This is a genomic window from Stenotrophomonas sp. 107298_Sma (assembly GCF_056480345.1).
This window is the reverse complement of sequence record NZ_CM151094.1, coordinates 4133199-4156647: the sequence shown is the minus strand read 5'-3', so window position 1 is coordinate 4156647 and position 23449 is coordinate 4133199. Positions and strand designations below refer to the sequence as shown.

The 23449-nt window shown below is 66.8% G+C and carries 23 protein-coding genes and 1 tRNA gene; 12 read left to right on the top strand and 12 right to left on the bottom strand.

The window, feature by feature from the left end; all coding sequences use genetic code 11:
• Positions 1-191: 191 nt before the first annotated feature.
• The 5 genes from ACZK2G_RS19270 to ACZK2G_RS19250 all read right to left on the bottom strand — a co-directional run bounded on the left by ACZK2G_RS19270 (position 192) and on the right by ACZK2G_RS19250 (position 4880).
• Positions 192-1124 (bottom strand): RDD family protein, encoded by a 933-nt coding sequence (locus ACZK2G_RS19270; RefSeq protein WP_006395961.1) that lies wholly within the window; start codon positions 1122-1124, stop codon positions 192-194.
• A gap of 49 nt (positions 1125-1173) precedes the next feature.
• Positions 1174-1932 (bottom strand): pilin, encoded by a 759-nt coding sequence (locus ACZK2G_RS19265; protein ID WP_046983425.1) that lies wholly within the window; start codon positions 1930-1932, stop codon positions 1174-1176.
• A gap of 39 nt (positions 1933-1971) precedes the next feature.
• Positions 1972-2445 (bottom strand): DUF494 family protein, encoded by a 474-nt coding sequence (locus tag ACZK2G_RS19260; protein ID WP_005411195.1) that lies wholly within the window; start codon positions 2443-2445, stop codon positions 1972-1974.
• A 43-nt stretch (positions 2446-2488) separates the two neighbouring features.
• A complete protein-coding gene (dprA, locus tag ACZK2G_RS19255; protein WP_478474140.1) occupies positions 2489-3616 on the bottom strand; it encodes a DNA-processing protein DprA in 1128 nt (375 codons plus the stop codon).
• Between the two features lie 130 nt (positions 3617-3746).
• A complete protein-coding gene (locus ACZK2G_RS19250) occupies positions 3747-4880 on the bottom strand; it encodes a LysM peptidoglycan-binding domain-containing protein (protein WP_046983423.1) in 1134 nt (377 codons plus the stop codon).
• 126 nt (positions 4881-5006) lie between these two features.
• Between ACZK2G_RS19250 and def the strand changes: the two genes are divergently transcribed.
• The 4 genes from def to ACZK2G_RS19230 all read left to right on the top strand — a co-directional run bounded on the left by def (position 5007) and on the right by ACZK2G_RS19230 (position 9688).
• A complete protein-coding gene (gene def / locus ACZK2G_RS19245; RefSeq protein ID WP_046983422.1) occupies positions 5007-5519 on the top strand; it encodes a peptide deformylase in 513 nt (170 codons plus the stop codon).
• A gap of 121 nt (positions 5520-5640) precedes the next feature.
• Entirely contained in the window at positions 5641-6564 is a 924-nt protein-coding gene (gene fmt / locus ACZK2G_RS19240) for a methionyl-tRNA formyltransferase (RefSeq protein WP_046983421.1), read from the top strand.
• Between the two features lie 3 nt (positions 6565-6567).
• Positions 6568-7899, top strand: coding sequence for a 16S rRNA (cytosine(967)-C(5))-methyltransferase RsmB (gene rsmB, locus ACZK2G_RS19235; RefSeq protein ID WP_136638543.1), 1332 nt, complete (start codon positions 6568-6570; stop codon positions 7897-7899).
• 22 nt (positions 7900-7921) lie between these two features.
• A complete protein-coding gene (locus ACZK2G_RS19230) occupies positions 7922-9688 on the top strand; it encodes an ArnT family glycosyltransferase (protein ID WP_046983419.1) in 1767 nt (588 codons plus the stop codon).
• Here the strand turns inward: ACZK2G_RS19230 and ACZK2G_RS19225 are convergent.
• Together ACZK2G_RS19225 and ACZK2G_RS19220 are read right to left on the bottom strand one after the other, a co-directional pair.
• Positions 9661-10782: a glycosyltransferase family 4 protein gene (locus ACZK2G_RS19225; RefSeq protein WP_046983418.1), complete on the bottom strand. Its 1122-nt coding sequence runs from the start codon at positions 10780-10782 to the stop codon at positions 9661-9663. The two genes, ACZK2G_RS19230 and ACZK2G_RS19225, sit on opposite strands and share 28 nt — an antisense overlap.
• 44 nt (positions 10783-10826) lie before the next feature.
• Positions 10827-11645: a glycosyltransferase family 2 protein gene (locus tag ACZK2G_RS19220; protein WP_136638542.1), complete on the bottom strand. Its 819-nt coding sequence runs from the start codon at positions 11643-11645 to the stop codon at positions 10827-10829.
• Between ACZK2G_RS19220 and ACZK2G_RS19215 the strand changes: the two genes are divergently transcribed.
• Positions 11644-12702 (top strand): CDP-glycerol glycerophosphotransferase family protein, encoded by a 1059-nt coding sequence (locus ACZK2G_RS19215; RefSeq protein WP_136638575.1) that lies wholly within the window; start codon positions 11644-11646, stop codon positions 12700-12702. The two genes, ACZK2G_RS19220 and ACZK2G_RS19215, sit on opposite strands and share 2 nt — an antisense overlap.
• Before the next feature lie 97 nt (positions 12703-12799).
• Here the strand turns inward: ACZK2G_RS19215 and ACZK2G_RS19210 are convergent, their stop codons facing one another.
• The 4 genes from ACZK2G_RS19210 to ACZK2G_RS19195 form a co-directional block, all read right to left on the bottom strand.
• Positions 12800-14338 carry a PH domain-containing protein gene (locus tag ACZK2G_RS19210; protein ID WP_046983415.1) on the bottom strand — a complete coding sequence of 513 codons (1539 nt, stop codon included), beginning with the start codon at positions 14336-14338 and terminating at the stop codon, positions 12800-12802.
• A complete protein-coding gene (locus ACZK2G_RS19205) occupies positions 14335-14835 on the bottom strand; it encodes a PH domain-containing protein (RefSeq protein WP_046983414.1) in 501 nt (166 codons plus the stop codon). The genes ACZK2G_RS19210 and ACZK2G_RS19205 overlap by 4 nt, the downstream gene beginning before the upstream one ends.
• A gap of 75 nt (positions 14836-14910) precedes the next feature.
• A complete protein-coding gene (gene ribA / locus ACZK2G_RS19200; RefSeq protein ID WP_046983413.1) occupies positions 14911-16044 on the bottom strand; it encodes a GTP cyclohydrolase II RibA in 1134 nt (377 codons plus the stop codon).
• A 75-nt stretch (positions 16045-16119) separates the two neighbouring features.
• Positions 16120-17040 (bottom strand): lauroyl acyltransferase, encoded by a 921-nt coding sequence (locus tag ACZK2G_RS19195; protein ID WP_478474134.1) that lies wholly within the window; start codon positions 17038-17040, stop codon positions 16120-16122.
• A gap of 61 nt (positions 17041-17101) precedes the next feature.
• Here ACZK2G_RS19195 and dtd point away from each other — a divergent pair, with 61 nt between their 5' ends.
• The 7 genes from dtd to ACZK2G_RS19160 all read left to right on the top strand — a co-directional run bounded on the left by dtd (position 17102) and on the right by ACZK2G_RS19160 (position 22984).
• Positions 17102-17542 (top strand): D-aminoacyl-tRNA deacylase, encoded by a 441-nt coding sequence (gene dtd, locus ACZK2G_RS19190; RefSeq protein WP_046983411.1) that lies wholly within the window; start codon positions 17102-17104, stop codon positions 17540-17542.
• A gap of 90 nt (positions 17543-17632) precedes the next feature.
• Positions 17633-19489 (top strand): RNA polymerase sigma factor RpoD, encoded by a 1857-nt coding sequence (rpoD, locus tag ACZK2G_RS19185; protein ID WP_046983410.1) that lies wholly within the window; start codon positions 17633-17635, stop codon positions 19487-19489.
• Between the two features lie 135 nt (positions 19490-19624).
• Complete coding sequence (locus ACZK2G_RS19180; protein ID WP_046983409.1) at positions 19625-20293, top strand: hypothetical protein; 669 nt, start codon at positions 19625-19627, stop codon at positions 20291-20293.
• Positions 20294-20363: 70 nt separating this feature from the next.
• Positions 20364-20439 (top strand) — tRNA-Ile (locus tag ACZK2G_RS19175).
• 525 nt (positions 20440-20964) lie between these two features.
• Positions 20965-21510: a GNAT family N-acetyltransferase gene (locus ACZK2G_RS19170; RefSeq protein ID WP_046983408.1), complete on the top strand. Its 546-nt coding sequence runs from the start codon at positions 20965-20967 to the stop codon at positions 21508-21510.
• Between the two features lie 43 nt (positions 21511-21553).
• A complete protein-coding gene (locus ACZK2G_RS19165) occupies positions 21554-22180 on the top strand; it encodes a hypothetical protein (protein ID WP_337302239.1) in 627 nt (208 codons plus the stop codon).
• 117 nt (positions 22181-22297) lie between these two features.
• On the top strand, positions 22298-22984 hold the full coding sequence (locus tag ACZK2G_RS19160; RefSeq protein WP_046983407.1) for a hypothetical protein: 687 nt from the start codon (positions 22298-22300) through the stop codon (positions 22982-22984).
• A gap of 24 nt (positions 22985-23008) precedes the next feature.
• On the opposite strand, the gene ACZK2G_RS19155 is transcribed toward ACZK2G_RS19160, so the two are convergent.
• Positions 23009-23401 (bottom strand): DoxX family protein, encoded by a 393-nt coding sequence (locus ACZK2G_RS19155; protein ID WP_046983406.1) that lies wholly within the window; start codon positions 23399-23401, stop codon positions 23009-23011.
• Between the last annotated feature and the right edge of the window lie 48 nt (positions 23402-23449).

Sequence of the window (23449 nt, the reverse complement as noted above, 5' to 3'; positions counted from 1 at the left end):
TCGGGAAAGGTCTGTGGGCGGACCGGGGGAAGGGGCCGCTAGGGTGGAGCAAACGGCCGCATTAGTGAAGCGGCCACGGGCAAATCCATAAACTGAACGCCCGGTAGTGTGCCGGGCGTTCAGGTTTCACCTTATTAGAGGAATCACGCCCGGCCAGCCCATGTCAAGCAGCGAGGCGTGAGGATGGTCGTTCATGAGGCCATCTTGGCGATGAAGCCGACTGCTGCCACCAGCAGGACCAGGCCCGCCAACGACAGCAGGGCGGTCAGGACCAGAACCAGGATGGTGACCGTGCCCAGTTCCCGACGCTGCAGCTGCGGCTGGTCGGTATAGGCCCAACGGTCGACCACCAGAGTGTCGCATATCATGTCGTGCAGGCCCTGCTTGCGTTCGGTGAACGCGGCCATCAGGAAGCCGATGCCGAGAGTGAAGCTGCTCAGCAGCATGGCCCAGTAGCGACCGAAGGCGCGGGCCTTGGTGAGGCGCTCGCCATTGCCGCGCACGACCTTGATGCCGACCGCCATCTTTCCCAGCGTGGCACCGCCCCGCGAGGCATGGAACCAGGTGTAGTAGGCCATGCCGATGCCCAGGTTGATCAGCGCACTGGCCAGCTGCGCGACGATTTCGATGGACGATTCGCCACTGCCGACCGCGCCCATGCTGGCGCCGAGGACCACGCCGAGGATGGCACCGATGATGCTGCCCGGGATGACCAGCACGAAGTAGTCGATCATGTAGGCCGCTACGCGCTTCCAGAAACCGGCGTAGATCACTTCGCCGCCCATCACCGGCTGTACATGGCCGGCGGTACCGGCGGCGGCCGGCGCGTTGTACGGCGAGCTGCTGATGGCGCCGGTGCCGGGCAGCGGCGCGGTGCCGTTGTCGATGGCGGCATAGTCGCCGCGCAGGTCGAAACCGCCACTGCCGGTGGCAGTGCTGGCATCGGCCAGCGTCTGCAGTCCGAGCTCGTCGACCACCTGGCGCAGCGCAGCCCACTGCGCCATGCCCTCATGCCAGACCAGGGTGTCCAGGTTCAGTTGGCCGCGCTGGAAGCGCTGGCGGATCTCCTGGACCGGCAGGGGGCCCTGGCGTTGCTGTCCTTCGGCGTAATACCACTCAGTCATTGCATGTTCCCTGTTGGGTCGTCCTTGGAGGGGCTGGCGTGCGTGCGGCTCAACCGCGGCACGACGGCGGCAGGTACTTGTCGTCGCTTTCGCCGGTGCATTCCCAGCGGCCGCTGTCGCGGTCGTATTCCAGCCACAGCAGGTCGCCGTCGATGCTCTTGCCGGGCACGGCCAGGGTGGCTTCGATACCGCAATGGCCGTTGTTGAAGCGGCCGATGTTCACCGCCGACAGGCCGGCATGGGCGAAGTCGCCCGGCGCCGGGAAGCCGGCGTCGTTGGCGCCCGGGCAACGACCTTCGTCATCGGCGAAATGCTGCACCTGGTCCTTCAGCGGTTGCAGCACGGTCACCGCGCCAGCGACCTTGGCACGCAGGGTGTAGTCGTTGTAGGCCGGCAGGGCGATCGCGGCAAGGATCGCAATGATCGGCACAAGCACCAGCAGCAGGCCGCCGCCGATGATGGCGGTGAGCGCGCAGCCGGAGAGCTTCTTTTTCGGAGGCGGCAGGGCCGTCGTCGCCGTGCTGGTGGCATACGGTGTGGACGGCGGCAGTACGGGCGGCTGCGGCGGAGGCGGCGCTGTCGCCACCGCTTCCGGCTCGGGTTCGGCGGCGGCCGCAGCGACATCCAGTGCCGGTACGATCAGGCCGAGTTCGTCGACGACCGTGCGCAACGGCTGCCATTGTGGCAGCCCGTCGCGCCAGACCAGAGTGTCCAGGGAGATCTGGTTGTTGCGGAACAACTCGACCAACTGTTCCGCCGGCAGCGGGCCTTGCTGCCGGTTGCCTTCTGCGTGGAACCACTCGCTCACGGGGACGCTCCTGAATGCGCTATGCCCCCAAGTGTACGGTCAGTGCAGGGGTTCTGGCTCGTCCATGAACATCTGCGTTTCCATCCAGGCATAGGCCGCTTCGGAACCGGGCTGGTTGAACAGCACCATCAGCACGACCCATTTCAGGTCATCCAGGTCCAGTTCGTCCTGGTCCAGGGCCATGGCCCGGTCCAGCACCAGCTCGCGCTGGTCGGCGTCGAGGATGCCGTGCTGTTCCAGGTACAGCAGGAAACCACGGCATTCCACGTCCAGCTTGTCCAGCTCGGGACCGTGGTAGACGCGCACGGGGCCATCGACCCTCGCCTGGGCCACGCTCGGCCGCTGCGCGGCCAGGGCGTCGAGCCAGTCGAACGCCTTGTTGATCTCGGTTGGGCTGAAACCGGCCTGGATCAGGCCGTTCTGCAGCGAATCGCGGTCACGGATCAGGTCCGCATCTTCGCTGAAATAGTGTTCAAACAGGTACAGCAGTACGTCCAGGATGCTCTCTTTCATTGCCCCTCGGCCTGCGTCGCGCGACGCTGTGGAGGTGAAGAAACTAGGGAGTTCGACAGTAGCGGCCGTGTACGCACACCACGATTCCCGCCAGTTCCATGGCCAGCAGCATGGAGGACACCTGTGACGCCGTCAATCCACAGCGCGTGATCAGTGAATCCATACCGCTTGGGTTGTGGTCCAGGGCCCGCCACAAGCACTGGTAGTCAGGGTCGTCGGCCCAGCGCGCCGGCAGGAGCGCCGGCGGTGCCTGTTCAGTGGGGGTGGCCAGCCGCGATTGCAAGCCCGGCAGCTGTTGGCGCAGGGCCGGGGCCAGCAGCTCCAGCACTTCCTCGGGGCGCTCGACCAGCGCTGCGCCTTCACGGATCAGCCGGTGGCAACCCGACGCGCGTGGATTGAGCACCGAGCCGGGCAGGGCGCAGACCTCGCGCCCGGCCTCGGCGGCCAGGCGGGCCGTGATCAGTGCGCCCGAGCGTTGCGCTGCTTCGACCACCACCGTGGCCAGCGCCAGCCCGGCCACCAGCCGGTTGCGCGCCGGGAAATGGCCTGGGCGTGCCGGCGTGCCCGGCAGGTACTCGCTGAGCACCACGCCTTCTGTGGCGATCCGCGCCTGCAGCCGGGCATGGCTGTCCGGGTAGGCCCGGTCGGGGCCGGTGCCGATCACTGCCACGGTGCAACCGCCGACCTCCAGCGCGGCCAGGTGGGCGGCGGCGTCGATACCGGCGGCCAGCCCGCTGGTCACCGCCAGTCCGGCTTCGACGAAGCAGCCGGCAAAGCGTGTCGCCAGCGCCCGCCCACCGGGCGTCGGCGAACGGCTGCCGACCAGCGCCACCGAGGGGCGCCAGGCCAGGCTCGGGTCGCCGGCCACGAACAGTGCCAGTGGCGGGTTGGGGACGTCCAGCAGGGACGGAGGAAAGGCCGGATCGTTGAAGGCCAACAGATGGTGGTTGTCGTCCAGCAGCCAGCGCAGGCCCGCCGCCCAGGTCCGCGTATCGGGGCGCTCCAATGCCGCGCACTGTTCCGGGGTGCAGCCATGTGCACGCCATCCCGCCACGCCCAGCGAGATGGCCGCGCTCGCATCGCCCTGGCTCTGCAGCAGCGCCCGCCGTTGCGCCAATGCGCCCCCCGCCATCACCAGGCGCAGCAGCGCCTCTTCAGCTTGCTTGGTCATTCCCCACTATCGACCAGATGCAACAAAGGCGCCCTAGGGCGCCTTCGCGTGTGATCGTCAGGTTTTCCCGGAGGTGGCTGCCGGCCAGCGGCCGGCACTACCTGGGGTGGCCGGGGCAGCCCGGCAACGGTTACTTCGCGTCCGGATGCAGTGCGTTGTAACCCACGCGCACCGGCTTCACGCCCTGCATCACCAGTGCGTAGCTGACGTTGTCGAAGGTACGGAACACCATCGCGTGCGCGGCGTACTCATCCGGCAGCGCAACACGGCCAACGTTGCCGCTGAGGGCATCGTCCATACGCGACGAGGTCGGGTACTTCATGCGGTCCGCCACATGGCGGCCTGGCCGCCACAGCGAGAACACGGTGCCGTTGTCCACGCCCTGCGCGCGGCCGGCCGAAATCGCGATCACGTCGCGCGGACCACCGGCGGTGAACATGTCGGTCACTGCCAGCACGCGCACGTCGACGCCTTCGACGCCGGCAGCGGGCACATGCGGCACGAACTGCAGGTCGTAGGGCCGGGCCTCGATCGGGACCAGGCGGTCGCCGACACGTACTTCGCGGCCGCCTTCGTTCCTGTCCAGGACCAGGGTGGATGCCTGGACTTTGCCGCCAGCGATCCGGGTGATGGTGCCGGTGCCGACCTGGGCCAGCTCATAGCCGAGCACGCCGCGGCGGTGGTTGGGCGCGCTGTAGGCCTGCCACAGGTTGCCGCTGCCCGGGGTGACGTCGCCATTGGCAGTCAGGTCCTCGGTCGGCTTGGGCTGGGAGTAGCGCACGGTCGGGCGGACCACGGCCCAGCGCTGGCCCAGCTGGGCGTCGGCCAGGCGCACGTAGACGGCGTGGCCGCTGGTGGCACGCAGGCGTTCTTCTTCCAGGCCGGCCACGGCGGGCAGCTGCTCGATGCTGTCGACCACGCTCAGCTGCTTCAGGAACGGCTCGACCTGGGCCAACGGAATGGCGTCGATCGGAGCTTCCTGGCGCGGGCCGGGCTTGGCTGCGACGGTCACCCGGTCCAGATAGGCCAGGCTGAGCACGTCACCGGGATAGATCAGGTGCGGATTGGCGATCTGCGGATTGGCCTGCCAGATCTCCGGCCACAGCCAAGGCTTCTGCAGGAAACGTGCGGCGATATCCCACAACGTATCCCCTTTTCGGACCACATAGGTGTCCGGGTGCCCGCCATTCACTTCCACGGCGGTAGCATAGGCAGCCACGGTCAGCATCGCCGCGGCGACGACCGTACGAAAACGAAGCAACATAGGTGTGAAGCCCTGATTCCCCAACAGGTCCGCGCACTATAGTCCAGAAACCGGGGCGCAAGGCAAGCGTTGCAGCTAGAATCTGCGACGTATGCCGGCGTGCCGGCCCCCAATCCGGAAATTGCCATGGCTCTTCTCCCCATCCTCGAGTTCCCCGATCCGCGCCTGCGTACCAAGGCTGCGTTGATCGACGCTGCCGAAGTCACCACGCCGGCCTTCCAGGAACTGATCGACAACATGTTCCAGACCATGTACGACGCGCCGGGCATCGGCCTGGCCGCCACCCAGGTGGACGTGCACAAGCGCTTCATGGTCATCGACGTCAGTGAAGAAAAGAATGAACCGCATGTGTTCATCAACCCGGAAATCGTCGCCAAGGACGGAGGCCGGGTGTACCAGGAAGGCTGCCTGTCGGTGCCGGGCATCTTCGCCGACGTGACCCGTGCCGACACCATCACCGTGAAGTACCTGGACCGCAGCGGCCAGCAGCAGGAGCTGGAAGCCGGTGAAGTGCTGGCCACCTGCATCCAGCACGAGATGGACCACCTGGACGGCAAGCTGTTCATCGACTATCTGTCGCCGCTCAAGCGCGAGATGGTCCGCAAGAAGCTGGCCAAGCAGCGCAAGCACGTGGCGTGATCGCCAATCCGGGCCGCCCTTGGGGTGGCCCGTGCCTGCGCGGCAAGCGCGGGCTGTACGGCGCCGGCCGACGGCGCCGTTTTTCTTTCCTGCACGAATCCATCCTGCAAGTGGGGTAGCCATGAGGATTGTCTTTGCCGGTACGCCGGAATTCGCGGTGTCGTCGCTGCGCGCGGCCGCGCGTCATCACGAGGTCGTCGCTGTCTACACCCAGCCTGATCGCCCCGCCGGCCGTGGCCGTGGCCTGGCGCCATCGCCGGTCAAGCTGGAAGCCGTTGCCCGTGGCATCCCGGTCTACCAGCCGGAATCGCTGAAGGACGAGGCCGCCCAGCAGCAGCTGCGCGACCTGCAGCCGGACCTGATGGTGGTGGTGGCCTACGGCCTGATCCTGCCCAAGGCGGTGCTGGCCATTCCGACCCACGGCTGCTGGAACGTGCATGCCTCGCTGCTGCCGCGCTGGCGCGGTGCCGCGCCGATCCAGCGCGCGATCCAGGCCGGCGATGCGAAGACCGGCGTGTGCCTGATGCAGATGGAGGCCGGCCTGGATACCGGCCCGGTGCTGCTGCACCAGGAACTGCCGATCGCCGCCACCGATACCGGTGGGCAGCTGCACGACAAGCTGGCCGAACTCGGCGCGCAGGTGCTGTCTGACGGCCTGGGCCTGCTGCGCGCGGGCATCAAGCCGGTCGCGCGGCCGCAGCCGGAGCAGGGCGTGACCTACGCGCACAAACTGGACAAGGCCGAGGCCCGGCTGGACTGGGCACTGGATGCCGGCGCGCTGGCACGCACCGTGCGTGCATTCAACCCGTGGCCGATTGCCGAGGCGAGCCTGGCTGGCGAACGCGTGCGCATCCATGGCGCAGTGGCGCTGGATCTGGCCCATGGCCAGGCGCCGGGCACGGTGCTGGCGGCCAGCCGCGACGGTATCGACATTGCCTGCGGCCAGGGCGCGCTGCGCCTGCGCGTGCTGCAGCGTGAAGGTGGCAAGGCGATCACCGCCGCCGACTACCTCAACGCCCGCCGCGACCTGCGCGTGGGAGCATAAGCGGTGTCGAAGCAGAACGATTTTTCCGTCGCCAAGGCGGCGCCGGGCGCAGCCACCCGCATGCTGGCTGCACGCGTGCTGGCGCAGGTGTTCACCCGCGGCCGTTCGCTGAAGGCCGAACTGGCCTGGGCGCTGCCCAAGCTGGCTGACAGCCGCGACCGTGCACTGCTGGAAGCGCTGTGTTTCGCGGTCCTGCGCCGCCGCAGCACCTATGACGCAGCCCTGCAGGGCTGGATGCAGAAGCCGCTGTCGGCCCGCGATGCCGACCTGCGTACCTTGCTGATGGTGGGCTTTGCCCAACTGGATGTGCTGGAACTGCCTGCGCATGCGGCACTGTCGGCCACGGTCGATGCCGCGCGTGCGCTGGGTCGCGAGCGCCAGGCCGGCCTGGTCAACGCGATCCTGCGCCGTGCACAGCGCGAGGGTTTCCCGGAGCAGCCCGCACGCGATGCCTTCCCGGAATGGCTGGCCGATGCGATTGAACGCGACTGGCCGGCCCAGGCCGAGGCCGTCTTCACTGCCAGCCTGCAGCCCGCGCCGCTGTGGCTGCGGGCCAACCGCCAGCATGGCGGCCGCGACAAGGTGCTGGCAACGCTGGCCGAGGCCGGTATTGCTGCCGAAGCCAGTGCGCTCAGTGCAGATGCATTGCGGTTGGCGGTCCCCGTTGCGGTGAACCAGCTGCCGGGGTTCGCCGAAGGCGCGTTGTCGGTGCAGGACCTGTCCGCGCAGTGCGCGGCCGATGCCCTGGCGCCGGCGTCTGGTGCGCGCGTGCTGGATGCCTGCGCGGCACCCGGTGGCAAGTCTGCGCACCTGCTCGAACGCGATCCGAGCCTGCGCCTGCTGGCACTGGATATCGATGCCCGTCGCCTGGCGCGCGCACGCGATACCTACATCCGCACCGGCGTGGGTGAGCACGTACAGACCCTGGCCGCAGATGCCAGTGATCCAGGTTCATGGTGGGATGGCGTGCCGTTCGACGCGATCCTGCTGGATGCGCCGTGCTCGGCCACCGGCGTGATCCGCCGTCAGCCGGATGTGATGTTCCACCGCCGCGCCGAGGACATCGATGCGCTGGTCGGCGTGCAGGCGCGTTTGCTGGAAGCCTGCTGGTCGATGCTGCGCCCGGGCGGCGTGCTGCTGTACGCCACCTGCTCGATCCTGCGTGCCGAGAACATCGACCAGGTCCGAGCGTTCCTGAAGTGGCATCCGGACGCGCTCGCGCAGCCACTTGATGACACCTTCGGCGTGGATTGCGAGGGTGTGGCGCGGCAGAGACTGCCGGGTGAAGACGATGCTGACGGTTTCTTCTACGCGCGTCTGTTAAAAGCAGCCTGACCCCGCTGCCGCTTCGAGGCCCATGCTGAAATCCCCCGCGTCACGCCAGACCGGGTTGTTGGTGGTAATGGCCCTGCTGGTGCTGGGGGCCGGGCTGGGCCTTCGCGATCCGTGGCCCTCTGACGAGCCACGCTTTGCGCTGGTGGCCAAACAGATGGTCGACAGTGGCCACTGGCTGTTCCCGCAGCGTGGCACCGAGCTGTATTCGGACAAGCCTCCGATGCTGATGTGGTGGCAGGCCACGCTGTATAGCCTGGTCGGCCACTGGCGGGTTGCCTTCCTGTTGCCCTCGCTGATCGCGGCGCTCGGTACGCTGTGGTGCGTGATCGACCTGGGCAGACGGCTGTGGACGCGGCAGGTCGGTCTGTATGCGGGCTGGGCGCTGCTGTTCGCACTGCATTTCACCTTCCAGGCGAAGAAGGCGCAGATCGATCCGCTGGTGGTGTTGTTCATCACCCTGGCCAACTACGGCCTGCTGCGACACCTGCTGCTGGGCCCGGCCTGGCGCTGGTGGTGGCTGGGCTGGTTCTTCGCCGGCATCGGGGTGATCACCAAAGGCGTGGGCGTGCTCGCGCTGATGATGATCGTGCCAGCGGCGATCGCCTCGGCGCTGCACTGGCCAAGGGTGCGACTGCATGTGGGTGAGGGCCGCTTCTGGCTGGCACCACTGGCGTTCCTGCTGGCGTTGTCGCTGTGGCTGGTACCAATGCTGCTGGCTGGCCTGGCGACGGGCTCGGAGCAGTACCGTGCTTACGCGGGAGACATCCTGTTCCGGCAGACCGCGCAGCGCTATACGCAATCCTGGGACCATCACCAACCGTGGTGGTACTTCCTCGGGATCATGCCGTCGCTGTGGATCCCCGCATTCCTGCTGCTGCCCTGGGCGGTTCCGGCCTGGTGCCGGCGCCTGCGCCGCCGCGACCCGCGCTACCTGCTGCCGTTGGCCTGGTGGCTGCTGGTCGTGCTGTTCTTCTCGATTCCCCACGGCAAGCGTGATGTCTACATCCTGCCGGCACTGCCGATGTTCTGCCTGGCGCTGGCGCCGTTGCTGCCGGGGCTGCTGAGGCGGCGTGATGTTCAGGGCGTGCTGGCGGCATTCACCGGATTGCTGGCTGCGGCGCTGGTCGTGGCCGGGGCACTGGCGCTGCTGGGCGATCCGGCCTTCGAAGTGCGCCTGACCCAGGGTCGCGGCCTGGCACCCGGCGCCATCGATGCGCTGGCATGGGCGGCGCTGGCGATGGGGATCTGGGCGGCCCTGAGCCTGTGGGTGTGCGGTCGCCGTCGCCATCACTACGCCCTGGTCTCGACCCTGGCTGCCGTCTGGGTGCTGTACAGCCTTTTGGGCTATCCGGTGCTGAATGATTCCAGTTCGGCACGTGGCCTGATGCGCGAAGTCGGTGCACGCATCGGCCCGGAGGCCGAGCTTGGACTGGTGGCGTGGAAGGAGCAGAACCTGTTGATGGCTGATCGCCCGGCGGCGACCTTCGGCTTCGAGGAGCGTTGGCATGAACAACTGCAGGCCGCTGTGCGCTGGCAACGGCTGGTTCCGCAACGACGCTGGCTGCTGGTCAACGAGGATGCGATGCAGGCGTGCATTGATCGGTCGCGCGCGGAAATGGCCGGTATCTCCAATCGGCGGCGCTGGTGGCTGGTGCCGACGCCGGCGATCATGGGCCCCTGCAGGCCATCGGCGGCGGAACTCGAACGGGAGCGGCGCCTGCAGGGCCCGGCGCTGCGGATTGAGCGCGCCGGTGCCGCCGCTCAGGTCCCGGCCAGCGCAGCCTGGTAGCTGGCCAGCGTGGCATCAGCGAACGTCTGCAGGCCGAACTCACGCTCTGCGTGGCGACGCGCCGCCCGACCGTGTTCCGCCAGCGTATCGCGCTGCTCATACAACGCCTGCAGTTGTGCGGCGATGGCGTCGATGTTGCGGGTGGCCACAACCCAGCCATCGACACCCTGTTCAATGTTTTCCGGCAGGCCCGCGTAGTCGCTGACCAGCATCGGCTTGGCGCTGGCCATCATCTCGCGGCAGGCGAAGGAGATTGTCTCGACATCGTGGGACAGCACGAAGCCGACATCACCGGCGGCGATCAACACGCGGGTATCGGCCAGCAGGCCGGTGAAGTGCACCTGCGCAGCGACTTCCCCCAGGGCCTGCACCTGTTCGCGCTGCTGCGGGCTGGGCAGATGGCCGGCCACCGCCATGTGCACGTGCGGGCGGATCGCATCGGGCAGGCGCGCGATGGCCTGGCCCAGGTCGATCCAGCCCTTGTAATCGTCGGTGCCGGCATTGCTGACCAGCACCAGCGCCTGCGGATCCTGCGTCCATTGCTGGCGCAGCGCGTGGCCGCTTCCGGAGGGCAGCGGCGAGTAGCGCTCCAGATCGACACCATTGCGCACCACATCGATCGGGCAGCGCCGGTACGGGCCCTGCTGCAGCAGGCGCTTGGTGTCGGCCGATACCGCGATCACGCGATCGGTTGCCCAGCGTGCACGCAGCGCATTGCCGAAGGTGCCGGTCGGCTTGCTGTTGTGCTTGGTCAGCACGATCGGCGGGTGGCGCATGCCGAGCAGGCCCTGCATCACGAAGCGGTGGTCGCGTGCGCCATTGACGTGGATCAGGTCGATGCCTTCATCGCGGACCAGCCGGCGCAGCGCGCGCTGTTCGGCCAGCTGCTGCGGCAGGGTGGGCAGGCCGCTGCCGAAGGCCAGTGGCAGCGTGCTGGCGATGCTCTCGTCGGCCACGGTCCGCAGCAGGCGGCTGTCGGCCGGTGCAGCGACATGCAGCGTGTGCTGGCCATGCAGCGCACGCGCCAGCGAGACGATGTACGTGGTGTGGCCGCCACCGTCGCCGTAGTGGAAGTTGGTGTACAGGATTTTCATGGGGGAGTCTTCAGGCAACGCGCGGGCAGTGTGACACAGCAGGCTCAGGGCCGGTCCGGGCGGACCGCCGGGTCGGCCACGGCCTGACCGTTGCCCAGCATCCACAGCATGATGGTCTTCTGGCGCACGTAATTGGCGCGAACATAGGCGTAGACCAGGCCATGCCAGCCGTCGCGGAAGCCGCCGCGGAACAGGAAGCCGCGCCAGAACCGCCAGGCGGGCGCCAGCACCAGCTTGCCCAGGGTGGCGCGCTTGCCGCGTGCGAATTCGTGCTCGGCCATCATCCGCGCGTACTTCTCGGTCTTGGCCAGCTGCTGCTGCAATGAGCGGTAGGGGTAGTGGATCAGGTCGCCCTGCAGGGTGCCGACGCTGCCGTCGACACTGGCCGCCTCGTGGATCTCGCGCTTGCCGCGCCAGCCCCCCTTGCGGCGGTCGAACAGGCGCATCACCCGGTCCGGGTAGGCGTTGCCATGGCGCAGGAACCTGCCGAAGTACTCCGACAGGCGGGCGAAGCGGTAGCCAGCATGGCCGGTGAAGCCACCGTCACGGGCCTGTTCGATGGCCGCGCGCAGTTCCGGGCTGATGCGCTCGTCGGCGTCCAGGCACAGCACCCAGTCGTGCGTCGCCTGTTCTACGCAGAACGCCTTCTGGCTGCGGAAACCCTCGAACGGGCGCTGCAGCACCCGGGCGCCGGCGGCCTCGGCGATGGCCACGGTGGCATCGGTGGAATACGAGTCCACCACCACGATCTCGTCGCAGAAGGGCAGCGAGGCCAGGCAGTCGCCGATGCGCCCAGCCTCGTTGAACGCGATAATGCAGGCCGAGATGCGAGGCCGTTCGATGGGAGCGGTCGTGGAGGACATGATGGCCGGGTACCTGTTGTTTGCGACGGAGCGTTATGCGCTGCCTATTCTCGCCCCGTTGGCGCAGGCCTTGCACGCCTCCGGGCAGGAGGTGGCAGCCTGGTTCGAGGACGGCGCCGCGGGCAGTGCTCTGCCGGGGGTGCCCAACATCGGCCTGAAGCAGGCCCTGGCGATGCGTCCGCGAGCGGTGTTCAGCGCGGCCAACTGGGTGCCGACCTTCCTGTCCGGGGCCAAGGTGCAGCTGTTCCATGGGTTCAATGTGGAGAAGCGGGACAGTGCGCGCGGCCACTTCCGGGTGCGCGGCATGTTCGACCTGTACTGCACCCAGGGCCCGGCGACCACCGCGCCGTTCCGCGAGATCGCCGCCCTGCAGGGCCATTTCGCGGTGGCAGAGACCGGTTGGCCGAAGCTGGACCCGCTGTTCCGCGACGATGGCGGCGAGAGCGCTGCGCTGCGCGCGCCGGCAGATGGGCGCCCGGTGATCCTGTTTGGCTCGACTTTCACCGAGCGACTCAGTGCGGCCCCCCACCTGCATGCGCAGATCGCTGCCGACATCGCCGCCGGTGAACGCTACTGGCTGCTGACCCTGCACCCCAAGTGCCCGCCGGAGCTGTTCGAGCGCTACCGTGCGCTGGCCGGTGCCAATGCCCGTTTCATCGAGCCTGAGCAGGTGATGGCCGCGCAGCGTGCTGCCGATGTGCTGGTGTCGGATACCTCGTCGATCGTTTCGGAGTTCATCGTCCAGCACAAGCCGGTGGTGACCTTCCGCAACCGCGTGCCCAAACCGCACATGATCGACTTCGACGATGCGGCGCAGCTGCCGGCAATGCTGCAGCGTGCGCTGCATCCGGACGCCGCGCTGCAGGCGGAGATCGTGCGCTACGCCGATACCATCCACCCGTATCGCGATGGCCTGTCCAGCGAGCGGGTGATCACCGCCACCGAGGATTTCCTGGCTGGCGAAATGGGCGCGCTGCGCCGCAAGCCGTTCGGCACCTGGCTGCGCGATCTGCAGATCCGCAAGGACCTGGGTTATTGGGGCCGGTCGCAGCGTTGAGGTAGTGCCGGCCGCTGGCCGGCAACCCGGGAAATGTCTGCAATTGCCGGCCAGCGGCCGGCACTACCTGCTACATGTCCGGAATCCGACCCTGCCATCACCAGCGCAGCTTGCGCCGTGCCAGCGCCGCAGCCAACTGCTCCATCACCTGCTGCGCCTGCGCGCGCGGCAGATGGTGCAGGGTCAGCGCCACATCACCATGTGCGCCGGCGGTGTCCAGCTGCAGGCTGCTGGTGCCCAGCAGCTTGTCCAGCGGCGAACGCTGCAGGCGAAGGCCCTGCACCTTGTCCAGTTCGGCCCAGCGCCACCAGCGCTTCCACCAGCCGCCGCGCACCGCGACGTATTGATCGTCCAGGTACCAGCCCATGCGCGCCATCTGCCGGTGCGCGACCAGCAGTGCCACCGGCAGCCAGGCCAGCACGACCAGGCCCCAGGGCCCCCAGCGCCAGTACCCGGCCGCGGCCAGCAGGGGCACCAGCAGCAGCGCGCCCAGGCACAACCGCCACCAGCCACGCTGCGGAATGGCGTGCCATTGCAGCGGCGGCCACTGCAGCTGCGGCAGCAGGTGCTGCACCAGCTGCTCACAACGCGTACTGGACGCCAGCGGCGCAAGTTCGCGCAGGGCGCGGTCCTCATCGCGAGACGGCCCACCAGCGGCGCTGTCGATGCGCAGCTGGCGCAGGCCGAACCAACGATGCAGGGTGCTTTCGCGCAGCGTCCAGGCCTGGATGCGGCGCCGCGCCACGCTGCTGCGGGTGCGGCTGAGCAGTCCGGCCGATACGGTCAGGCGGCGCTCCTGCTCACTGAGGGTGAAGCCGTGGTAGCGCAGCAGGGTCAGCACCACCGACAGCGCACGCAGTCCCAGCCAGCCCAGCAGCAAGGCCGCGGCCAGCAGCAGGAAGGCGCCGGCCACGCCGGGGTGCAGGTGGCTTGCATAGCCGAAGGCCTCGCGGCCGCCGCGCTGGAGGGCGTCGTCCATCACCGGCCGCGGCACGGTCTGGAACAGCACGCCGAACGCGGCGATCGCCAGCGCCCAGCCGCGGTTGGAGAGAAGGCCCATGCGCACCACGTCCCAGCTCGACAGGCGCAGCAGCACATGTTCGCTGTCAGCGTCGGCCACCTGCCCGGATGTGGTCACGTCGCCAGCCTGCGGTGCTTGTCCGCGCTGGCGCACCAGCCGTTCCAATGCCAGTGCCTGGTCCAGCTTCAGTACCCGCATCTCCGCTTCCGGACGCACGCCGCCAGCCGATTCCAGGCGCAGCTCGGCCACGCCGAACAGGCGATGCAGCGGGTTCTGCCGCACTTCCACGTTGTGGATGCGGGCGAATGGAATTTCCCGCCGGTTGCGCGCCAGCAGGCCGCTGCGCACGGTGATCGCATCGCTGCCGATGCGGTAGCGATAGCTGAGGTACTGCAGCACCGATACCAGCACCAGCACGGCAATTGCCGACAGTGGAATGAGCTGGGCCCACATCGGATCGCGGTCACCGCGCTGGCCGAACACCAGTAGCGCCACCAGCGGCAGGAAGTAGTGGCGCAGCTGCATCAGCAGCACGAACAGCCACGACCACGGGTGCAGGCGATGATCCTCGCCACCGTTGGGCAGCGACGCGGGCAGGGGTGGCGGCTGGCTCACAGGGCGTCGGCGTCCTGGTCGAGCTGGTGCGAGAGGGTGTCGCGCAGGCGCTCGGCATCGGCCTCGTCCAGGCCGCTCACGGTGACCGCGCTCATGCGGGTACCGGCGGTGTGCACGATCAGCGTGGCCAACCCGGCGCGGCGTTCCAGCGGACCGCGGCGCAGGTCCAGGTGCTGTACGCGCGAAATGGGAATGCGCGTTTCCAGCTGCCACATCAGATCGCGGCGCAGGCCCAGTCCCTGCGCATCCAGGCGCCAGCGGGTGCGGGTCAGGCGCCGGCGGCCGAGCCAGGCGCCGAAGGCGATGCCCACCAGCAGCCCGACCACGGCGCCCCACAGGCCGGCGGGCAGATCGAAGAACCACCAGGCCGCTGCGAGCGGAAGGCCCGGCACGAACAGGCCGCCGAATGCGCCTTCCAGTGCTGCCAGGCGCGCGGCGCGTGCTGGCAGCGCCTGCCAGTCAGAGGTGAGCGGTGCAGGTATCGAGGCTTCGGTCACGCGGGCTCCGTCAGGCAGCAGGGCAGGCGATGGCGGCGACGACCGCACCGCGCAGACGGTAGCAGGTCGGCCGTATTACTGGGCAGCCTGGATCAGCGCGTCGACATCGAGCATGTGGCCGGCGCGGTCGGCCTTGGTGCGCAGGTAATGCTCGTTCTCGGCGGTGATCTCGCCGGTGACCGGAATGCAGTCCAGCACCTCGATGCCGGCATTGCGCAGGCGTTGCGCCTTGGTCGGATTGTTGCTGAGCAGGGCCACGCGCGCGATGCCCAGGCCACGCAGCATCGCCACCGCGCTGCCGTAGCGGCGCTCGTCGGCACCAAAGCCCAGCTGTGCATCGGCATCGATGGTGTCCAGGCCGTCGTGCTGGTAGCCGTAAGCACGCATCTTCGCGGCGATGCCGGTGCCACGGCCTTCCTGGTCCAGGTACAGCAGTACGCCGCCACCCAGTTCCTTCAGCTTGCGCAGGCCACGCCGCAGCTGATCGCCGCAGTCGCACTTGAGTGAACCGAACAGGTCGCCGGTCAGGCACGAGGAATGCACCCGCACCGGTACCACGGCTGACAGGTCCGGTTCGCCGACGATGATCGCCACCTGGTCGCGCTGGGCCACGCCACCGCGGAACACCGCGAAGGTGGTCATGCCGACGTCGCGCAGCGGCACCGGTGAACGCGCCACCAGCTCGTAATCGTGGGCGGCATGCGCCGCGCCTTCAGCCAGGTCGCACAGCGCCACTTCGGCGGCACCGTCGAAGGTGCGGTCATCGACGTCCAGGCGCACCGCCACCATCGCCGGCAGCAGCAGGCCAAGGCGGGCCAGTTCCACTGCGCCGGCATCGAAGGCGTCACCGGCGCTCCAGCCGTCCGGCATCGGGCCCGGCTCGCGCAGGTAGCCCAGCGAGGGCAGGGCATCGAAGGCGACACCGGCCAGCGGCAGGCGCGCGCCCTCCGCGGCCTCCACCCCGAGCACGCGGGCGCGGGTGGCGGTCAGGAACAGGTAGTGGCGCTCGCGCGCGGCAGTGGCGAAGGCCGCGAAACTGCTGGCGGTGGCGCTGTCCAGCGCGATCACCGCCAGGCGCTGGCCCTGGCCATCATGAAGCAGGACCGGGCGACCGGCGCGCAGTTCGGCCACCGCGCGCTCGCAGCGGATCGCGGCCGGATCGCCGAACAGGGAAGAAGCAGACATGGCAGGACCGGGGGAGGCAGACATCGGTGTCTCTATGGGGGCGCCAGCGTCGTATTCAACGTGCTGCGGCGGTCTGTCGCAGGCCGGCGGGAGCGGCTTTCAGTGTGGATGCTCTTCGGTCGCATACGGGTCTTCCTCGTCGCTGCCCGGTGGTCGCAGGGTATAGCGCTTGTAGGTCCACTGATACTGCGCCGGGTCGCGGCGGGCGATCCGCTCGATGCCGGCGTTGAGCGCGGTGGCGGCCACCTGCGGGTCCGGGTCGGCCACGGACGGGTCGGTCGGCTCGATGTGCAGCGCGAATTCCATGTCCGGGCCGATCCGCTCGCACCAGCCGTACAGCACGGTGGCCCCCGTGCGTTCGGCCAGGCGGTTGACCAGGGTCATGGTCAGTGCCTGCACGCCGAAGAATGGCACGAACACGCCATCGCCGGCCTTGGGCTGCTGGTCGGGCAGGATGCCGGTGGCACCGCCGTCCTTGAGTACCTTGAACAGCTGGCGCACGGCCGGGCCTTCGGCGCGCACCTGCTGCACGTTCTGGCCGCCGCGCACGATCTGCAGGAAGGCGTCGCTGGCCTCGTCCTCCGGCGGCTTGTAGACGATGGCGATCTGCCCGCGCGAGGCCAGCCATTGGTTCAACAGCTCCCAGTTGCCGAAGTGCGGCGCGGCCACGATCACGCCCTTGCCACTGGCCAGCGCCGCGTCGTACAGGACTTCGCCGTGGCGCTGCTTCAGGTGCAGGCGCAGATTGTCGGCGGGTTCCTGGCTCCACAGGCGCAGGGTCTCGATGGCCTGCAGGGCGGTGGAGCGCAGCAGCTCGCGGTGCAGGCGGTCGCGTGCGGCGCCGTCCAGTTCTGGATAGGCCAGTTCCAGGTTGCGCCGGGTGACGCGGCTCTCGCGGGCGTTGAGATTGATCCACGCCCACGCCAGGCCGCGCGCGAATCCCCGCAGCAGCGGCCAGGGCAGGCGGGCGAACAGGGTGGTGGCGCGGTAGACCAGCCGGGCTTTGCGTTGCGGATTCATCGGCGCCAGTTTAGCCAAGGGCGCTGCTATCGTGGCCGGCCCGTTCATTGGAAGCCCGCAGATGCTCGTCCTGATCCAACGTGTCAGCCAGGCCGCCGTCCATGTCGATGACGAAGCGGTGGGGCAGATCGGCCCCGGCCTACTGGCGCTGGTGGGGATGGAGCCGGGCGATACCGAAGCCCAGCTGCAGCGGATGGCCGAGCGCCTGCTGGGCTACCGGGTGTTCGCCGACGAGGCCGGAAAGATGAACAGATCATTGCGCGACACCGGTGGCGGGCTGCTGCTGGTCAGTCAGTTCACCCTGGCCGCAGATACCCGTTCGGGCATGCGCCCGAGTTTCACCAGCGCCGCTCCGCCGGCAGAGGCTGAACAGGGGTTCAATCGATTTGTCGAGATCTGTCGTGAAAATCACGCGCCGGGGGTGGAAACGGGCCGATTTGGTGCCCATATGGTCGTCAGCCTGGTCAATGACGGTCCCGTGACCTTCCTTCTCAGGCCCTGAGCCTGCGGGACCACCGCCCGGCAGGCGGGGCCCCGGGCTGGTATAATGCTACGTTCCCTATTTCCCCCTAGCCGGTGGCGCGAGCACTACATGGCCAACGAACGTCCTGCCCAATCCGAAATCAAGCAACTGATCAGCAAGGGCCTGGAACAGGGCTACCTGACCTACGCCGAAGTCAATGACCATCTGCCGGACGACATGGTCGACCCGGAACAGATCGAAGACATCATCGGCATGATCAACGGCATGGGCATTGATGTCCATGAAGTTGCGCCGGATGTCGAAACCCTGCTTCTCAATGACGGCAACACCGGTAACCGCGAAGTCGATGACACCGCGGCCGAAGAAGCTGCCGCCGCGCTGAGCGCACTCGACACCGAAGGTGGCCGTACCACCGACCCGGTGCGCATGTACATGCGCGAAATGGGCACCGTCGAGCTGCTGACCCGCGAAGGCGAAATCGCCATCGCCAAGCGCATCGAGGAAGGCCTTTCGCAGGTGCAGGCCGCACTGGGCCAGTTCCCGGTGTCGGTCGAATCGCTGTTGAACGATTACGAAGCCCACAAGGAAGGCAAGAAGCGCCTGGCCGAAGTGATCGTCGGCTTCAACGACCTGGCTGAAGAGGTGGCCGCCCCGGCCGCGCCCGCTGCCTCCGATGACGGTGACGACGCAGACGCCGACGCTGACGAGGAAGAGGACGATGATGTCGAGGGCGGCGATGAAGAAGCCGCACCGACCGGTCCGGACCCGGAGGAAGTCGCCGCGCGCATGCAGGCGCTGAGCGATGCCTTCAATGCGTTCAAGAAGGCTGTGGCCAAGGGCGACAAGAAGAGCCTGCTGAAGCTCCGCGAGGAGATGTCGGCGGTGTTCGTCACCCTGAAGCTGCCGCTGCCGCTGACCGACGTGCTGACCAAGCAGCTGCGCGACACCATGGCCGGCATCAAGGCCCATGAGCGCCGCGTGCTGAACCTGGCGACCGTCACCGCACGCATGCCGCGCAAGGATTTCATCCGCTCCTGGGAAGGCAACCAGACCAACCTGGAGTGGGTGGAAGACGCACTGAAGCGCAAGCAGAAGTGGTCATCGGCCCTGCGCGAAGTGAAGGACCAGATCATCGCCGAACAGCAGGCGACGATCGACATCGAGAAGCTGACCCAGCTGGACCTGGACGATCTGAAGGAACTCAGCCGTGCCATGGCCTACGGCGAAGCCAAGGCGCGCAAGGCCAAGAAGGAAATGGTCGAGGCCAACCTGCGCCTGGTGATCTCGATCGCCAAGAAGTACACCAACCGCGGCCTGCAGTTCCTCGACCTGATCCAGGAAGGCAATATCGGCTTGATGAAGGCCGTGGACAAGTTCGAATACCGTCGTGGCTACAAGTTCTCCACGTATGCGACCTGGTGGATCCGCCAGGCCATCACCCGTTCGATCGCCGATCAGGCGCGCACCATCCGTATCCCGGTGCACATGATTGAAACGATCAACAAGTTGAACCGCATTTCCCGCCAGATGCTCCAGCAGTACGGCCGCGAGGCCACGCCGGAGGAGCTGGCCAAGGAAATGGACATGCCGGAAGACAAGATCCGCAAGGTGATGAAGATCGCCAAGGAGCCGATCTCGATGGAAACCCCGATCGGTGACGACGAGGATTCCCATCTGGGCGACTTCATCGAGGACACCAACGTGGAGTCCCCGATCGAGAACACCACCAACATCAACCTGTCTGAAACCGTGCGTGACGTGCTGGCCGGCCTCACCCCGCGTGAAGCCAAGGTGCTGCGCATGCGCTTCGGCATCGACATGAACACCGACCACACGCTGGAAGAGGTCGGCAAGCAGTTCGACGTGACCCGCGAGCGCATCCGCCAGATCGAAGCGAAGGCCCTGCGCAAGCTGCGTCACCCGAGCCGCTCGGAGCAGCTGCGCAGCTTCTTGGATATCGACTGACGCGTATCCGCTGCACATGAAGTACCTGACAGACCCCGCGCAAGCGGGGTCTGTTTTTTTTGCCTGCGATCATCCGCGTTGCAGGCGAGGGGATAGGATACGTGTCCTGTTTTCGCCCAGGTCAATGGAATGCCGATGAAACTGCCGATCCTGCTGCTCTCGCTGTCACCGCTGGTTGCCTGGGCGGATACTCCACAACCGCCGGCGTGCAATGCCGAGAGTTTCTTCAGCAGCCAGTTCGACTATGTCGTGGGCCGCGTGGTCGACGCCGGGGAGGTGCTGTTGCTGGGCGAGGCGGAAGGCTGCCTGGACGAAGAGCGTGATGGGTGCCGCAGTGGCGAGGAGATGGAACCGGGCACTGGCCTGGTGATCGGCGACCGCTGGAACAGCTACTACTGCGTGAAAGCACGTCCGCCGAGCAAGGAAGTGGTGGGCTGGGCACCGGAGCCGCGCGTGATGAAAACGAGCAACTATGTCGAGACCAGCCTGACCGACTGGGTTGCCCATTGGGAGCGCAGCGACGGAAATGCCATCGACATCGCAGCCAAGGGGGGCGCATTCGAGCTGAGCGTGCCTGGTAACGGCGAGGGCGCCGCGCCGCGGGTTGTGGGCCGTGTTGCACCAGAGGAGGATGAGGACGTGCTGTACCTGCACCAGGGGCGCTGCACGACACGAGTACTGCTGCGCGGCACCGACCTGGTGGTGGCCGACAATGGGGAGTGTGGCGAGCGCGAGCGCGGCCTGCGCGGTGAGTACCACAACCGTGCTCCATTGGATCGGTTGATGCAGCGCCTGGGGCAGTAGTGGCGCACGGGCCTGGTTTGGCGCGCAGTGGAAACCCATTGCCAGCCTCACTACACTGTGAGGCTGCACCGGGCCTATAGCTCAACGGTTAGAGCAGGGGACTCATAATCCCTTGGTTCCAGGTTCGAATCCTGGTGGGCCCACCAATTAGACGTCCAATGAAGTCCAGCGGCGTCCGCAAAGCCCTTGTGTCGCTTGATTACAGGTGGTTCTAGCGTCCAGTGGTGTTCAGCGGCATCCACTTGCATCCACGAAAAAGTGAGTCAGGCTGTGTGTCAGCGGGCTAGACGCCCCTGGGCGACTCACAGGCGCTCGACTCACATGCTGATCGACACCAGGCCGCGCTCGCTCAAGCCGAAGGCCAGTCCCTTCCGTGTGGCTGACGCCAATGGCTTGTGTGTACATCGAAGTGCGCACCTCGGGATCCAAGGTCTGGCGTTACCGTTATTTAGGGAAGGCAAGCGTCCTATTCACCGTAAGCCCATTGAAAGGACTTCGGAGCACGATCGAAGTTGCGTGCATTGCGGTCTGCAGTTGAGAGGTTCCATGAATGACACACGGAAGCGTACGACTCATGCGGACAGAAAACCTCCCAGTGCGGAGATTATGGTTCGGTCACATCTGTCGAGGCTGTCGGTATGCAGAGGAATTTTGAAGTAACAAAGGCAGCTGTGAGCGATGCCAGTGCTGTCGTTCGGCTGATTGCATTGGCTGATGAAGAGGCCGTCATTGTTCTATCAGGGAAGCCCTCGTTGTCCGAGGCAATGGCACACTTTGAGCAGAACTTCGCACGTTCAGATGTCTACTTCAATTTTGAGAACGTTTTGATCGCGCGCAAAGGTAGCGCAGTCATTGGCTGCATCCTGTTTTTCAATGGCACGGATGAAAGTCGGTACAGCTCAGTAAGCGGTCTGGAAGAGAGTGAACCCAGGGAATCCGATGAAGATGAGGTCTACATTGATTCGCTGGCGGTCGATCCGGATCATCGGGGCGAAGGCATAGCTGGCGAATTGGTGCGCAGGGTCATCATTGAGGCGGAGGCCCGAGGCTTTACCAAGGTTGGTCTGCTGGCTGATGCCTCCAATCCGCGACTGGGCAAGATGTATCGAAATCTTGGGTTCGCGCAGGAAAAGCTTGTCCATTGCAGGAGTGGGGAGTACGAGAAGCTGACGCATCTGCTGAAGATCAGTCAGGCCGACCGCGCCAGGGGTGTGTAGCGACAGCCCGACGTCATAGGTCACGGTTGCAGGGAGCGAGAGGGTGAGGGTAACCAGTACGCATGTCGTTGCTTCGATCCTGATGCTTGCGGGCATCACTCTCGGTGCGCAGTCTGTCGCTCAGGGCCGTGCAGTGGATGAAGCGCAGGCCCATGAGATGGAACAAGAGATAGCGATCTCTGCGCGATCCATCATGACGCGCGCCCCCGGCATCACCTTGGATGAAGCCCGGCAACGGGCCAGGATCGAAGGTGAACTTCCGCCGCATCTGCAGGCCCTGCAAGCCGAGTTTGCACGCCGTCTGCTTGAGGTCCGCCTCATGCAGGCGACAGACCTGTATGTGCGGGTGTCGCTGCAAGGCGATGCTCCGGTCGCGCCCCGTACTCTGGTTGTGCCGTCAGGTCGCGTCCGCGTGGAATTCTCGACCGGACATCCGTTCACGGAAGAAGCATTCGCGCAGCGGCTGCGTGCCATCAGCCGGGAGGCTGCGGCCAGCATCCCGGGCTATGTCGGGTTGAGCGGAGATGCGCATGCCCATGCCGCGTCCGTTCGCATCCGGGGCGATGAGGCTGAGGCGCGACGGTACCGTGGCGCTCTGTCCGCCTTGCAGGAAAAGTACGGTCTTGCCCTGCGCTTCCAGACTTTGAGCGAACCAGAACGAAACTATTGAGCGGGCCCCGACGGATCGCCCCCGATGTTGAAGCAGGCCATCATCTGCGGGATGCTCGACCACGGCGCTGCCACATCTCGAGGCAGCGCCTGCCGTGCCACCCGTCCAGGAGTCCGCATGAAACGCAGTGCCCGCATGTTCGTCGCCCTGACCGCGCTCGCTGCATTGCCTGCCGCTGCAGAGCCATCCGAATCACCCAAGCGCCCTTCCGTTGAAACCCTGCAGCGCCTGATCGTCGACAAGGCACCACAAACGCGCGTGCAAACACCGGACCACGAGCGCATCACCGCACGGCGCATCGATATCGTCGATGACACGGGGGTGATCCGCATGACGTTGTCCGGCAAAACGCCGGCGCCGATCATCGATGGGCTGCAGTACAAGCGCGCCTTCAACGTGGCCGGCATGGTGCTGTATGACGATAAGGGCAGCGAGCGTGGTGGCTTCGGTACTGCCGACGTCGATGGTGGGATGGCGGTGCTGGCGCTGGATCATCCGGCGATGGATGCGATTGGCTGGCGGGTATCGCCGGACGGCGCGGTGAGTTTTTCGCTCAACCAGGCGCCGAAGCTGATCCGCGAGCCTGCGCTGGGCAACAAGTTGATTCCCGGCGTGCAGGCACCCACCCGTATCGGTCTGATGGTCGGGCCTGACGGCACCCCGGCCATTGCGTTGAATGACAAGGCCGACCGCACGCGCCTGCGCTTGACCGTCACGGCCGAGGGTTACGGTGCCATCGAGTTCCTGGATGCACAGGGCAGGGTGATCCACACGCTGGCGCCGGAGGCTGAGCTTCGCCGCTAGCGCGTGCGCGTCGCGGATCGGCGCTTACCCGCGCCGCCCGCGCCCATCAATGCTGTAGCGCCCGGCGCCGGTGCAGGCCAGCAGCAGGAAGCCACCGGCCAGCCCCAGGTTCTTCAGGAACATGATCTGCTGGGTCTGGTCTGCGAAGTTGTGGTGGAAGATGAAGGCGGTGATCAGGCTGAAACCCACCAGCACGATCGACACCAGCCGGGTCTGGAAGCCGAGCAGGATGCACAGCCCGCTGCCGATCTCGAAAACGATGGTTGGCCACAGCAGGATGCCCGGCACACCCATCGCTTCCATATAGCCCTGGGTGCCGCTGAGATCACCGAGCTTGCCCAGCCCGGAGACCAGGAACAATGCCATCAGCAGGATGCGCGCAAGCAGGTAGGCAAGCGAATGCGATGAGTGGCTCATGTGGATGTCCTCAGGGGCTGGCGACGCCGATCGGAGCCCAGCGCCGGT